Below are 15,427 nucleotides of genomic sequence, written 5' to 3'. Positions count from 1 at the left end.
AAAAATTAATTATGAAAATTAACAAAACTATTGGAACCTTAATCTTTGCTGCCCTTGTTTTTCAAGGCTGTAACGATGACAATAACGGAGGTGAAAATACTCCTATCAATGACAAGGTCAAGATTGAAAACTTCTCTAAAGAGTCCGCTTTTGTGTATGGGATGACTGGTTTTGAAAACTTAAATATTACCACACTTATTTCCAGTTCTGATGTTCTTCCAGGCTCTCCTGATTTTGTTTTCGGAGGACAGCCGGATGGAATGGGAATCATGAAAGATCCTAAATCTGACGGTTATCTGATGATTACCAACCACGAGATCAAACAATCTGTATCAAGAGTATATCTGGATAAAACTTTCAGACCTATAAAAGGAGAATATATTTTAAATGGAACAGGCGGAATGACAAGATTATGCTCTGCTACCTTGGCAACCCCTGAAATTCATGGTTTCAGTGCATTCCTTACTGCAGGAGAATCTGGTGAAGAAAGTATGGTTCACGCTTTAGACCCATTGGCTCCCGCATCTCAGGCATCCGATAAAACCAGAGTAAAACCGGCTTTAGGAAAAGCTTCTATGGAAAATGCAGTTCCCCTTCCTAAGGATGTTTCCAATGGAAAATCTTATATCCTGATCGGTGAAGACCAGTCTTATTCTTCATCTCACCAGTCTGCAGGACAGCTGATCATGTATGTAGCAGACACTCAGGGAGACCTGAACAACGGTAAACTATATGCTCTGAAAAGAACAAATAATAATTATACTGAAACAGATATAACGAAAGGAAACACCTACGATGTGGAGTTTGTTGAGATTCCTAACGCCAAAAATCTTACCGGAGCTCAGATCAACCAGAAAAACATTGATAATAATGCAATCCGTTTTTCAAGGGTAGAAGACGTAGATTACAGAAAAGGGGCAGGAAAAGGAAGAGAGATCTACTTTACTGCTACCGGAGAATCTTCCGATGGGGTAAATCCAAAACCGGGATTAACAATGTGGGGAAGAGTGTACAAACTTGTTCTTAACTCCAGCAATATGCTGACAGGAAAATTAGAAGTAGTTGCGGAAGGAGATTCTAATCCGGGCAATAACCTGATTAATCCTGATAATTTATGTGTAACTGAAAATTATGTTTACATCCAGGAAGATGGAGACTCCTATTACAAAGCAGCCAACCATGATTCTCATATCTGGCAATTGAATATCGCTACAAAGCAATATAAGCCATGGTTGAATATGAAACATAACAGAGGTAATTCTGCATGGAATACAGCATACAACCAATCCGGAGACCTTCAGAAATTCGGTTCATGGGAATATGGAGCAATGGTTGACATTTCTGATATCATCGGGGTTCCTAATACATTTGCCGTTAATATCCACTCTCACACATGGCAGTTGGATAAATTTAAAAACCCTGACGGTTCCGGAGTCAACACCAACAAAGAAGGTGGACAAATTGTAATTATCCGAAACGTAGAAAAATAGTTTTAATTACTTCATATCAATCAAAGTATCAACAGAAAATCCCTGTTGATACTTTTTCATACTTATGAAAAAACTTTCAAAATATCCGATACTTCTTCTTTTATATTCCGCAACAGCACTTCTTGTCCTTTCATATTGTAAAGGAGAAAAGCAGCAGCCGGTTTACGAAGACCTGGGTTCTGTAAAAAACAGAATCATTACCAACAACAGTGATTTTGAAAAACAAATCAATGAACTGAAAACCCTTGTTTCTAAGGACTCTGATGAAAAACTTCTTCAGGAGAAGTTTGAAAATATCAGAAAGACCTACAAAAAAATGGAATGGGCTATAGAATACTTTCTTCCCCACTCTGCCCGATTCATTAACGGGCCGGCACTTCCTGAAATAGAAATGGATGAACATACAGAAATAGAACCCGAAGGACTGCAGGTTCTGGAAGAAATGTTTTATCCTTACCAAAAAGAAAATAAAGATGAGGTGACCAGAATGCTGAACAAACTCATCAATAAAAGCAACACTATAAAAACCAATTTTCAGGTCATTACCATCAGCAAAGATCAGGTTTTTGATGCTTTGAGACAGGAAGCTTTCAGAATTTCCAGTTTAGGTATTTCAGGTTTTGACACCCCTATTTCCGGAGTTTTTTTAAAGGAAATTCCTTTTTCACTTGAAGGTATTAGGGAAACATTGGAACAAATATCAACCGTAAGATCAAAAGATAAAGCTCTAAAAAGTATTATAATGGAGATCAATGCTGCTACAGAAGTCCTGAAAAAAAATACGGATAAGAATACATTTGATTATATAAGCTTTATACCGGATCATCTCAATAAGATCACCGCTCTGATGCTTGATTTTAAAAATCAGGAAAAAATTCCTGATGTAGAGGTAACGACCGCCTTAAACAAAAATGCTGATACATTTTTTTCTAAAAATGCCTTCAATCCGAATGCTTTCACACCTGGAAAAGAATATGCTTTTTCTGAACAAAAGGCAGCTCTTGGGCAGCAGCTTTTTAATGATAATATGTTATCAAATAATAACAACCGCAGCTGTGCAACGTGCCACATTCCAGAAAAAGCTTTTACTGATGGACTTGCGAGATCTATGTCGCTTGAAAATTCAAAACTTGCAAGAAATTCTCCTTCCCTCAACTATGCTGGATTTCAGCATGGTCAGTTTTGGGATATGAGGAAGGATGATCTGGAAGGGCAAAGCTCAGATGTTATCTCTAATAAAGAAGAAATGCATGGTGATTTAAATGTCATTCTTGACAAAATTAACCAAGATAAAAACTATCAGGCTGCATTTAAAAAGATTTATCATTCCCAAAAAACAGAGGTATGGCAGCTTCAGAATGTATTAGCCAGCTATATCCGTTCCTTGGCAAAGTTCAATTCCAATTTTGATGAATATATGCAGGGAAATAAATCGGCAATGACCGAAAACCAAAAACGAGGGTTTAACCTCTTTATTGGAAAAGCCCAATGTGCAATATGTCATTTTATTCCTTTGTTCAATGGTACCGTTCCCCCTACTTTCAAAAAAACAGAACAGGAAATATTAGGGATAGCAACGAATGGAGACAATAAAACATTTGACAATGACCTGGGAAGAGGAAAGTTTCATGAAACAGTAGCTGCATTACAGCATTCCTTCAAAACTCCTACTCTCAGAAACATTCATAAAACAGCACCTTATATGCACAACGGAGGTTATAAAACATTGAAAGATGTCATGAACTTTTATAATAAAGGAGGTGGAAAAGGTTTCGGATTCAAGGTAGAAAACCAAACACTTTCTGATACTCCTTTGCAGCTAACTGAACTTGAAATAGATCATATTATTGAATTTATGAAGGCTTTAGATGACCAATAAATAATACTGAATTTAAGCAACGGTAAAAAACTCCTGAACAGATAGAATTCAGGAGTTTTTTATTGGGAATTTTCAGAAACTTCAGAAAGATAATCTGTCTTCAAAATTTAAAATTAATCTTTTGGGAAAATTCCATCCCTATCTTAGATTAAATCAATGTTATACTGTGTTAAAAACTTTTATACCACAATAAATATTATTAATTTTGACCTAGTTTTTTTACATGAAAAGGGGTTTACAGTTATTATTTTTCCTGATTTGCTTTTGGGGGCACTCACAATTTAGAATTAAAGTTGTTGATGACTCCAGCCAGAAGCCTATTTCTAATGCCAAGGTTTTCTGTGGCAATACTATTCTTGGCTATACCAATACTCAGGGAGTTCTGGAATTTAAAACAGCATGCAAAAACATTGAGGTAGAAGCTGAGTTGTATCAAAATGGGACAACACCTATAGAAAGCAGCATGGAGGTTTCACTAAGTAAAAAATCTTCAAAAACAACCAATATTGAAACAGTAGTGATTGAGGACAAAAGTGATCCAAGAGCTTTGGAAATCCTTAAAAAAGTAAACAAACTGTTCCATGAAAATTCCCCTAAAAGTTTAGGTTCTTACGCTTATAAATCTTACGAAAAAATCTCTTTGGATATTGATGAGGATAGCCTAACTCAATTCAATCAGTATTTTAATGATTTAAATTTCTTCAAGAAAAAGAGAGAAAAAGACTCGCTGAATAACATCAGTGCAAGAAAGATATTCGCAAAAAGCAAACTCTTCCTTTGGGAAAGAGCACAGGAGTTTCTGTATTCCAAAAAGTATGGCGAAAAGATCAATATTCTTGACAACAGAATTTCAGGTCTGAAACAGCCGGTCTATGAAATGATTGCTCTTCAGCAAAGTAACAGAGATATTATTCCGGAACAGGTAAAACCGGAAAACAGAGGCCTTTACCGATATTTCCTTTCCGATACCATAGAACTTGACGGAAGAAAAAACTTTGTCATCCGCTTCCGTGAAGTCAATTATAAAAATCCTGATAAGAAAACAAAATACACAGGAGCTATCTATATTGATACTGATACTTATGGAATTAAAAAAATTGAGAATTTCAGTAAAAGTAAGAATGATGGAATCATTACCAGTACCTGGATTTTCTACAACAACAAATGGTTCCTTTCCCATGAAACCACCAAGCTTAAAATGGGTAAAATGGCTATGGATGACAAGGAACATACCGACAAAAAGGATAAAAGAAGCTTTGGAACTTATGCCTTCCTTACCTCGAAATATTTTGACTTTGCCTCTCCTATTGAAGAAAAGCCTAAAGATTTCAAAGGGTATACCTTCTCTGTAAAAAGTATTGACGGACATTCTCTGGATCAGTACAGAACAGAACAACTCACTGAAAGAGAATATAATACATATAAGACTATCGACAGCCTTGGTAAAAAATATAAAATTGACAGCAAAGCACAGATCATTTCGGGGTTGCTTAACGGGCAGATAAGAGTGGGTGTTCTAGATTTTGCTGTAGACGAAATTGCCAACTATAATTCCTACGAAGGATTCAGGCTGGGATTAAAAGTGAAGATCAATGAAAATTTCAACCCTTATTTCTCACCGGACTATTATTTTGCGTATGGCGTAAAAGACAGGAGATGGAAATATGGGATGGGAATAGATATCAAAACAACTTTGGAAAAAAATTCATTCTTCAGATTTGATTTTTATGATGATGTAACAGCGTCAGGAGAATTCTACAGAAGACTCTGGAACTTCAAAATGAGAATGATGAACTTTGGAAATAACCTGAACAATGATAAATATTTCCACTTCAAAGGGGCTTCATTATCTTATCTGAATGATGTAACCAACGGACTTACCCTTGCACTTGCCATAAGAAGAAATATTGAGGAAGCTCAGTTTGATTATCAGTTCAGAGATAGTGGTTCTTCCTTCAAGAATTTCAATACCTTATTTACATTAAAATACTCGCCGAACTCTACCAATATTATGACGCCACAGGGAAAATCTCTGATTGATCAGAAATATCCGGAGTTGTATTTCAATTATGAGCAGAGCTACAAAATGGCTGGTGGAAGTTTCAATTATTCACGTTTTGATGCCCTTTTTGTACATAATTTTAAAACTCCAATAGGAACCACAGGTTTCAGATTATATGGCGGGGTTGTTTTAGGAGAAGCTCCAATATGGAAGAACTTCACCATGAACGGACTTGCCTCTCCGGGTAAAGATTTCAATTTTAACCTTACCTCATTCCTTGGTTTTGCTACTTTGGAAGGTGGAAAATATTACAACGACAAATTTGTTGCCTATTATTTCACCCATAAATTGCCGTTGTACTTTAAAAGTTTCGGACACAATGTTTCAAGCTTCGATTTTGTACTGCGTGGAACCATTGGAGATATGAAACATCCGGAATACCACCAGTTCAAATTCAAAAAACTGGATCATCTGTATCAGGAAGTGGGATTGGAATGGAATAACTTCCTTTCCAGCTATTTCAATCTGGGACTATTCTACAGAGTGGGTTATTATGCGACTCCGCAATTCAAACAGAATTTTGCCATTCAGTTTAAGCTAAAATTCCTTGAATTTTAACTCCTTACCATTACTCAAAACGTACATTATACCTATAAGAATATGCAAAGAATAGAAATAAAAGCGGAAGGCTTTTTTGAATTATTAAAATTAAAAGATACTTCCATGTGGGCTATTTTCTCACAAATGATTGACGGAAATGAAAAAGAAATCATATTTTTAGACAACGAAGATAAAATCCTTTTCAACTATATTTTGCCATCTAATACAGAGAAACTGGAAGAAGACAGAAAAGAGTTCTCCAAACAGTTTGCTGATAAGCTTGGCAGTTTAAATTAAAAGCCAATGAATAAGAATTATATTTTTTCTTTACTGGGTCTTCTTTTATTCAGTATCGGAAATGCCCAAAACTATAAAAAGCCACTGGTATCAGCCATTAAAGAAGCTGATCTCAGAAAGGATATGTATGAATTGGCAGCAGATCAGTTCTGGGGCCGTGAAGCAGGAACTCTGGATGAATTAAAAGTATCGATGTGGCTGGCAGATAAAGCCAAAGAAGCCGGAATGAAACCTGCTGGTGATAATGGTACCTTTTTCCAGTTTTTTGATATGTACAGACATCAGACGACTCCACAAAGCAATCTGAAGATTGGAGATAATCAATTGAAATTGTGGAAAGATTTCCTAGTTGCAGAGCCTGTAAATGCTGCTTTAGACGCAGAAATTGTCTATGCTGGAAATACAGAACCTGAAGATCTTACCAAACTGAATCTTAAAGGAAAAGTGTTGGCAATAAATGCTTCTGACAAGAACATTGATAAAGAAATGACTCTTTTTGTAAGAAGATATCCTGGTTTTGTAAGAACAAAATATTACAATAAAGCTACTGAACTGGGAGCAAAAGCCATTATTTTCATTACTGATGATATTTCAGACAAAAGCTGGGTGGAAGTACTTCCTCAAATGACCAGAGGAACGTATGGCGTGGAAGGATTAAGAGAAAAGATCACGAATAATATTCCTGTTCTCTGGATCAAAAGAGAGAATGCCAACTGGGTAAAAAACAATCCTAAAGTATCTCTGAATCTACTGACTGAAACCTACAAATACCCTTCCGTAAATATCATCGGGAAAATTGAAGGAACAGATCCTGTTCTTAAAAAAGAATACGTTTTATTAAGCGGACATCAGGATCACGACGGCATCAGACATCCTGTAAAAAACGATACCATCTACAACGGTGCAGATGACAATGCAAGTACCTGCGTTGCGATGCTGGCCATGGCAAGAGCTTACAAAAAACAACCGGGAAAAAGAAGCATTCTGTTTGTATTCCACGGTGCTGAAGAAAGAGGTTTATTGGGATCAAGATGGCATGCAGCTCATCCTGTAGTTCCGAAAGAAAATATCGTAGCTGTTCTTAATGGCGATATGATCGGGAGAAATGATAATAATGAAGCCGCTTTATTAGGAGGAAATGCTCCGCATAAAAACTCTGAAGAGCTTGTAAAAATGGCTGAAGATGCCAATAATGAAAGTACAAAATTCAAATATTTAAAAGATTGGGATTCCCCAAATCATGCTGAATATTTTTACTTCAGAAGTGATCATCTTCCCTATGCTAAAGTGGGTATTCCTGCAATATTCTTTACCAGCGTATTGCATGACCAATACCATACTCCACAGGATGAGTCTGAAAACATCAACTACAAGAAGCTGTATAAAATGACAGAATGGATGTACAGAACATCATGGAAAGTAGCTAATGAAGCTGAACGTCCGAAAGTGATTTCGAATTTCACGCTTGAAAGATAAATGACCAACTCCGGCTCACGAATGTGAGCCGGAGTTTTCTTTTGATAATGCAACGAATGAAAGAATGGTTTTTAGTTGAGTGCTATCATTTTCTTCTTACATAAATATCAGCATCTAGTTTTCCTCATCTATAGACAATCAATAATTCGTGCAATTGTGGCTAATAAAAATGTGGATGTATTTCAAATTAAATCAACAAATTCATCAAGGAAGGATCATTGTTGAGGTAGTTAACAAAAAAATCCTGTTTTTTCATGTTATCCATCAAAGGAGTAAAATCTTCTTTTTGTTTCAATGCTATCCCTACCACGGCTATCCCTTTTTCCTTCGAATTTTTCTGAGTGTATTCAAAAAAGGTAATATCATCATTAGGCCCAAGCACCTCCATTACAAAAGTTTTCAATGCTCCCGGCCTTTGTGGAAATCTTACCAAGAAATAGTGTTTTAAGTTTGCATACAGTAAAGCTTTTTCTTTGATCTCTTCCATTCTGGTAATATCATTATTGCTTCCACTGATGATACACACCACATTTTTCCCTTCTATCTGATCTTTATACTTTTCTAAAGCCGCCACAGAAAGAGCGCCGGCCGGTTCCACAACAATAGCATCTTTATTATATAAGGAAAGAATAGTTTCACACACGAGCCCTTCTTCTACCGTAACCACATCATACAATGTATTTTTACATAATTCAAAGGTGAGATTTCCTACCTGCTGTACGGCAGCACCATCTACAAAGCGACTGATCTTTTCAAGATGTACGGGTTTCCCATTTTCCAGTGCTTTTTTCATGCTTGCTGCAGCTGAAGGTTCTACTCCAATGATTTTTGTTTGAGGAGACAATTCTTTAAAGACAGAACAAACACCAGCCGCCAATCCTCCACCGCCTATAGGTACAAAAAGATAGTCAATGGGTTCATCTGACTGTTCAAGAATTTCCAATGCCGCTGTTGCCTGCCCTTCAATGATCGCAGGATCATCAAAAGGGTGAATGAATGTTCCGTTATTTTCATTACAAAACCTCATCGCGGCATCTTTTGCTTCATCAAAGGTATCTCCATGCAAAACAATATCAATATAGTTCCCGCCGAACATCCTAACCTGCTCCAGTTTTTGTCCCGGAGTGGGTAAAGGCATAAAAATAGTTCCCTTTACTTCCATGGTATGGCATGCAAAAGCAACCCCCTGAGCGTGATTACCGGCACTGGCACAAACAATTCCTGTGGAAAGCTCCTTTTCAGCCATGGTTGACATTTTGTTATAAGCCCCACGAATTTTATAGGATCTTACCCTTTGCAGATCTTCTCTTTTAAAGTACACTTGAGCATTATGAACTCCCGATAAATTTCTGTTAACAGACAATGGTGTTATGACGCACACATTTTTAAGTCTTTCCGCTGCTTTGTACACATTATCCAACACGGATAAATAGGTTTCTCCCGTCTTCATTCTTCTTTTTTATTAATTATTTTCAGGTCTCAGGCTACGCACCGTTTTTCCTGCTTTCCACATTTCGCTTTCTCTTAATTCGGTTAATTCAACTTCCAGTTTTTCTCTGTAATCAGGTTTACTGTTACTGTCGATGGATCTTTGAGCTTCATTTCCTTTAGCAACATTGTCATACAATTCTTCAAATAAAGGAGAAGTTGCATCTCTGAAACGTTTCCACCAGTCTAAAGCTCCTCTTTGAGCAGTTGTGCTACAGTTGGCATACATCCAGTCCATTCCGTTTTCTGCAACCAATGGCATCAAAGATTGGGTAAGTTCTTCTACAGTTTCGTTAAATGCCTCTGAGGGGCTGTGCCCATTTTTTCTTAATACATCATATTGTGCTGCAAATATTCCCTGTACCGCTCCCATCAATGTTCCTCGTTCTCCGGCAAGATCGCTGTATACTTCTTTTTTGAAGTCTGTTTCAAATAAATATCCACTCCCTATCGCAATACCAAGTGCAGTTACTCTCTCTCTCGCTTTTCCTGTGGCATCCTGATAAACGGCAAAGCTGCTATTTAAGCCTCTATCCTGAAGAAACATTCTTCTTAATGAAGTTCCTGAGCCTTTCGGAGCTACAAGGAAAACATCCACATCCGCTGGAGGAACAATTCCGGTACGTTCACTGAAAGTAATTCCAAAACCATGAGAGAAATACAATGCTTTTCCGGGTGTAAGATGCTGTTTTACTTTGGGCCAGTATTCGATCTGTGCGGCATCACTCAAAAGATAGCAGATGATGGTTCCTTTTTCCAAAGCTTCTTCTATTTCGAATAAAGTTTCACCCGGTACAAAACCGTCTGCCAATGCTTTATCCCAGGATTTAGAATTTTTTCTCTGACCTACAATCACATTAATTCCGTTATCTTTCTGATTTAATGCCTGTCCCGGTCCCTGTACTCCATAACCGATTACCGCCACTACTTCATCTTTTAATACTTCCTGAGCTTTTTTTAATGGAAATTCTTCTCTTGTTACTACGTTTTCTTCTACTCCTCCGAAATTTAATTTTGCCATTTTCTATAATTTTATTTTGTTGTTTTATACTATTGATTGATAGCACTTACCTTTCTAAGAAATAGTAAGTGAAAAAAGATTTTATTCTAACACTTAAGTTCACTTTAGTAAGTTTAAATAATGCTGAATAAGAAGTTCACATAAGATGAAAATCAAAGATTTTCAAAAAACTTAAGTGTACTTGATATGCATCAAGCTTGTGACTTAAAATATCTTAAGTGTTATTTCAGCTGTTCATATAACTGGTTCTGTTTTTATGCTTAGCTAGCGTATTCTATTGCTGTGAGGTATGGATTTTTATGATAATGAACCTCCAATACATCTATCTGTTTTTCCATTTGTCTGGTAATCTTCTGAACAGATTCCTCTGTTTCTCTGATGGTAATCACAAACTTTTTTATATTTTCTGTTTCTGAAGGTCCCATATTGAAATGAGTGATGGAAATCCTCCGTCTTGAAAAAATAGCATTGATTCTGCTCATCAGTCCAAAACAATCCTCTGTATAGGCTGTTATGGTATATTCTTTATGTTCTGTTTTCATTTTTGTTGATTTTATGATTTATGATTCAATACAATTTCTGAAACACTTTTTCCCTGGGGAATCATTGGAAATACATTGTGTTTTTTTCCTGTCATCACCTCCAGCAGAAAAGCCCCTTTATGAGTAAACATTTCTTCAAGAGCTTCTTTCAAATCTTCTCTCTGGGTTACTTTTCTTCCCGGAATATGATAACCGCTTGCTACCTGCACAAATTCCGGACTCTGAATATCCACGAAAGAATATCGTTCTTCATGAAATAACTCCTGCCACTGTCTTACCATTCCCAGATAGCTGTTATTCAGTATTAAAATTTTAACCTCCGGATGGTATTGCATCACTGTTCCCAACTCCTGGATATTCATCTGGGCACCTCCATCTCCCATTACTGCAATAACTGGAAGATTGCGTTCTCCATAAGCTGCTCCTATTGCGGCGGGAAGACAGAAACCCATTGTTCCCAATCCTCCACTCGTAACATTAGTCCGTGGGTGTTGGAAGTTGGAATACCTGCAGGTTACCATCTGATGTTGCCCTACATCCGTTACAATCACAGCTTTTCCTTTGGTCATCTCATTGAGACATCTGATCACCTCTCCCATGGTAATCTCTTCTTCACTAGGATATAATTCCTCATTGATGAGGTTGATGCTTTCCACTTCCATGCAGTCTTTAAACCTTTGATGCCATTCCGGATGTTCTCCTTCCTGAATCAATGCGGTAAGAATCGGTAAGGTTTCTTTACAGTTTCCAAGAACCGGAACATCTGCTTTTACATTCTTATTGATTTCTGATGGATCAATATCAAAGTGAATAACCTTTGCCTGCTTCGCATACTGGTCCAGTCTTCCTGTCACACGATCATCGAAGCGCATTCCCACAGCAATCAGAACGTCACATTGATTAGTAAGAATATTGGGACCGTAATTTCCATGCATTCCAACCATTCCTACTGCCTGTGGATGATCTGTAGGAAGAACGCCCATTCCCAAAACCGTCCACGCTACCGGAATTCCGGATTTTTCTGCAAACTCCAGAAATTCTTTTTCGGCTTTTCCCAGTATAATTCCCTGTCCCGCAATAATGAACGGACGCTCTGCCTGATTAATGAGTTCTGCTGCCTGCTCAATATTTTCCAGAAATGGAACAGGATCCGGTTTATAACTTCTTAAAGAATTACACGGAGAATATCCTTTGTATGAAACTTTCTGTAACTGGGCATTTTTAGTCACATCAATAAGTACCGGCCCCGGACGTCCTGATTTTGCAATATAAAATGCTTTAGCTAATACTTCAGGAAGCTCATTGGCATCTGTTACCTGATAATTCCATTTGGTAACGGGGCTGGTGATATTCATAACATCAATTTCCTGAAAGGCATCTGTTCCTAAAAGATGTTCAAATACCTGTCCTGTAATGCATACCAATGGCGTATTATCCAATAAAGCATCAGCTAATCCTGTCACTAGATTGGTTGCGCCCGGACCACTTGTGGCCATTACTACGCCTACTCTTCCGGAAACTCTTGCCAATCCTTGTGCGGCATGTACCGCTGCCTGCTCATGACGAACCAGAATATGCTCCAACTGATCTTTGTAATCATAAAGCGCATCATAAATGGGAATGATAGCCCCACCGGGATAACCGAAAACGGTTTTCACACCCTCATGAAGAAATGCTTCAAGGATAATCCGGCTTCCGCTCAGTTCTGTAGCTGTTGATTGATGTAAATTATTCATGATGTTTGATTTTAGATTTCATCCGTTACACAGCCTTCAGCCGCGGATGATACAGTTAATGCATATTTATAGAGCAATCCTTTCTTAACTTTTAGAGCGGGTTTTTCCCAGCCTTGCTTTCTTTTTTTAATTTCTTCCTCTGAAACGTTTAGCTGTATGGTATTATTTACAGCGTCTATTTCTATAAGGTCATCATCTTCCACAAAGGCGATCAGTCCACCTTCATGAGCTTCAGGAGTGATATGCCCTACAACAAATCCATGAGTTCCACCACTAAATCTACCATCCGTAATCAAAGCAACACTGCTTCCCAACCCTGCACCAATCAAAGCACTTGTAGGTTTTAGCATTTCCGGCATTCCGGGAGCTCCTTTAGGTCCTTCATTACGGATCACAATCACATCACCTTGTTGTACGGTTCCATCTTCAATTCCTTTGATGAGGTTCTTCTCACCGTCAAATACACGGGCTTTTCCAACAAACCGTTCTCCTTCTTTTCCTGTTATCTTGGCAACACTTCCTTTTTCTGCAAGGTTTCCGTATAGAATTCTCAAATGACCCGTAGATTTTACCGGATTTGATAATGGTTTTATAACCTTCTGGGTATTAAAATCCAATGAATCAACATCTTCTAAATTTTCTGCTAATGTTTTTCCGGTAACGGTTAAGCAATCTCCGTGTAACAATCCTTCCTCCAGCAGATATTTCATGACTGCCGGTATTCCTCCGTGTTCATGTAAATCCTGCATCAGGTATTTTCCACTTGGCTTAAGGTCTGCCAACACAGGAGTACAATCGCTCATTGTTTGAAAATCATCCTGAGTAACAGATACTCCAACACTTTTAGCCATTGCTATGAAATGAAGAACAGCATTGGTACTGCCTCCTAAAACTACAATCAGACGAAGTGCATTTTCAAAAGCTTTGCGGGTCATGATATCTGAAGGTTTGATATCTTTTTCCAGAAGGATCTTCAGGTATTTCCCTGCTTCCAGACATTCCTCTTGTTTTTCTTTACTTAAAGCCGGATTGGAAGAGGAATAGGGAAGGCTCATTCCTAACGCTTCTATTGCAGAAGCCATCGTATTGGCTGTATACATTCCGCCACAAGCACCTGCTCCGGGACAAGAATTCTTGACTACTCCATCAAAATCCTCTTCTGAGATTTCCCCCGCAATCTTCTTACCCAAAGCTTCGAAAGCAGAGACAATATTCAAAGTTTCACCTTTGTAGCATCCAGGAGCAATAGTTCCACCGTATACCATCAATGAAGGTCTGTTCAGCCTCCCCATCGCAATGATTGTTCCCGGCATATTCTTGTCGCAGCCAGGCAAAGCAATAAGTCCGTCATAATACTGAGCTCCACAAATGGCTTCAATACTGTCTGCAATCACATCCCGGCTTACCAGTGAATAGCGCATCCCATCAGTTCCGTTACTCATTCCATCACTTACCCCAATGGTATTAAAGATCAACCCTGCCAATCCATGATTCCATGTTCCTTTTTTGACCACTCTGGCCAGATCGTTGAGGTGCATGTTGCAGGTATTTCCATCATATCCCATACTTGCAATCCCGATCTGCGCTTTTTGCATATCCTCTTCTGTAAAGCCAATCCCATATAACATAGCTTTCGCAGCCGGCTGTTCACTGTTTTGTGTGAATGTTTTTGAATATTTATTTAACATATTTTCCTGCGTTTGTTGTTCTTCCAGTCTGTTTAAATGATTGTTTTTTTATTTAATTTTCGTTCAAAACTACAGTTTGTAATATTTTTTTAATTCTCAGTTTTTCTAAAAATACAATATCCAACCATTTAAAAATCAATCATAACTAATTAATAATCAATAATTTAAATTTTAAAAATTTACAATGACAGAACTCTCACTAATTTTGAATACGCCTGTTGTACCTTTTCACTTGCTGTATCTTCCCATTGTTTGGTGAAAGGAATATCGTCCAAAGAATCCAGAGCAACGATTTCGGCTGCTGTACCGCAGAAAAATGCGGCATCCGTGCCTCTCATTTCCTCGGGTTTAAAGAAGGTTTCTTTAACGGGAATATTCAGTTCATCACATATTTCAAAAACAGTCTGTCTGGTGATACCGGGAAGAATACTTCCTTTTGCCGGAGTAAATAAGGTTCCGTCTTTTTCGAAAAAAACATTGGCTCCCGAGCTTTCTGCAACATTTCCATTTTCATCCAGAACTAAAGCTTCGTCATATCCTTTATCTTTTGCATCCTGACAAGCCAGAATGGAGTTCACATAATGTCCACCGACTTTGGCTTCTACTTTAAAAGCTTTCGGATTAGGGCGCTGAAAGCCTGAAGTCATGATCTTCATTTTATCTGCCAGATAGCCATTACTCCACTCCCATGCTAATAAAGACAGGTAAGATTCTTTACCTTTTGAAAGGGACATATTGGGCGAACAGGTTACCAGAGGACGGATATAAGCATCTGTAAAGCCATTCAGCTCCAATAGTTCATAAGTAAGTTCTGTAAGCTGATCTACTGAATATTCGAAGGGAATATGCATCAGTTCTGCGGATCTCTTCAATCTTTCGTAGTGTTCTTTGGCTTTAAAAATCCTTGTTCCATGGGCTGTACGGTAAGATTTAATTCCTTCAAAAACCGAATATCCGTAGTGAAGGGACTGTCCGTAAAGATTAGTTCCTGCGTCTTTGGCTTTCATGAAGTTTCCATCAAAATAGATGACTGTGTCGTCGTTGTAATACATGTTATAGTGGGTTAAAATTTAAGAAATGGGAATAAAAAAAGCCCTCTCACAGTGTGAGAGGGCTCAATATATGTACAGTCATACATCTTCCGTCTCACACACGTAAGGGAATAATAATGACGATAATAATTACTGCGAATAACTGATACATAATTG

Annotated in this window: 11 protein-coding genes; 5 read left to right on the top strand and 6 right to left on the bottom strand. The window is 37.8% G+C overall.

All coding sequences use genetic code 11. The features are described 5' to 3' along the window. Positions 1–11: 11 nt before the first annotated feature. The 5 genes from J2772_RS05180 to J2772_RS05160 all read left to right on the top strand — a co-directional run bounded on the left by J2772_RS05180 (position 12) and on the right by J2772_RS05160 (position 7,744). Positions 12–1,490 carry an alkaline phosphatase PhoX gene (locus J2772_RS05180; RefSeq protein ID WP_209913966.1) on the top strand — a complete coding sequence of 493 codons (1,479 nt, stop codon included), beginning with the start codon at positions 12–14 and terminating at the stop codon, positions 1,488–1,490. Positions 1,491–1,554: 64 nt separating this feature from the next. Then, positions 1,555–3,369: a cytochrome-c peroxidase gene (locus J2772_RS05175; protein ID WP_209913963.1), complete on the top strand. Its 1,815-nt coding sequence runs from the start codon at positions 1,555–1,557 to the stop codon at positions 3,367–3,369. Between the two features lie 223 nt (positions 3,370–3,592). Continuing rightward, entirely contained in the window at positions 3,593–5,989 is a 2,397-nt protein-coding gene (locus tag J2772_RS05170; RefSeq protein ID WP_209913961.1) for a hypothetical protein, read from the top strand. A 42-nt stretch (positions 5,990–6,031) separates the two neighbouring features. Further along, the gene (locus J2772_RS05165; protein WP_209913958.1) at positions 6,032–6,268 is read left to right on the top strand and encodes a hypothetical protein; all 237 of its coding nucleotides are present in this window, start codon (positions 6,032–6,034) and stop codon (positions 6,266–6,268) included. Positions 6,269–6,274: 6 nt separating this feature from the next. Beyond that, on the top strand, positions 6,275–7,744 hold the full coding sequence (locus J2772_RS05160; protein WP_209913956.1) for a M20/M25/M40 family metallo-hydrolase: 1,470 nt from the start codon (positions 6,275–6,277) through the stop codon (positions 7,742–7,744). Positions 7,745–7,931: 187 nt separating this feature from the next. Here the strand turns inward: J2772_RS05160 and ilvA are convergent, their stop codons facing one another. From ilvA to ilvE, 6 genes are all read right to left on the bottom strand, one after another. Then, positions 7,932–9,194 (bottom strand): threonine ammonia-lyase IlvA, encoded by a 1,263-nt coding sequence (ilvA, locus tag J2772_RS05155; RefSeq protein WP_209913953.1) that lies wholly within the window; start codon positions 9,192–9,194, stop codon positions 7,932–7,934. A gap of 12 nt (positions 9,195–9,206) precedes the next feature. Continuing rightward, positions 9,207–10,253, bottom strand: a complete 1,047-nt coding sequence (gene ilvC, locus J2772_RS05150; RefSeq protein WP_209913949.1) for a ketol-acid reductoisomerase — start codon at positions 10,251–10,253, stop codon at positions 9,207–9,209. Between the two features lie 260 nt (positions 10,254–10,513). Further along, a complete protein-coding gene (locus J2772_RS05145) occupies positions 10,514–10,795 on the bottom strand; it encodes an ACT domain-containing protein (RefSeq protein ID WP_209913946.1) in 282 nt (93 codons plus the stop codon). Between the two features lie 11 nt (positions 10,796–10,806). Continuing rightward, a complete protein-coding gene (gene ilvB, locus J2772_RS05140; RefSeq protein WP_209913943.1) occupies positions 10,807–12,531 on the bottom strand; it encodes a biosynthetic-type acetolactate synthase large subunit in 1,725 nt (574 codons plus the stop codon). Between the two features lie 11 nt (positions 12,532–12,542). Then, positions 12,543–14,219: a dihydroxy-acid dehydratase gene (gene ilvD, locus J2772_RS05135; protein ID WP_209913940.1), complete on the bottom strand. Its 1,677-nt coding sequence runs from the start codon at positions 14,217–14,219 to the stop codon at positions 12,543–12,545. 179 nt (positions 14,220–14,398) lie between these two features. Then, positions 14,399–15,271 (bottom strand): branched-chain-amino-acid transaminase, encoded by an 873-nt coding sequence (ilvE, locus tag J2772_RS05130; protein WP_209913937.1) that lies wholly within the window; start codon positions 15,269–15,271, stop codon positions 14,399–14,401. Positions 15,272–15,427: the final 156 nt, after the last annotated feature.

It is taken from the genome of Chryseobacterium jejuense, assembly GCF_017877355.1.
GTDB lineage: Bacteria > Bacteroidota > Bacteroidia > Flavobacteriales > Weeksellaceae > Chryseobacterium > Chryseobacterium jejuense_A.
This window is presented reverse-complemented; position numbering and strand designations above follow the sequence as displayed.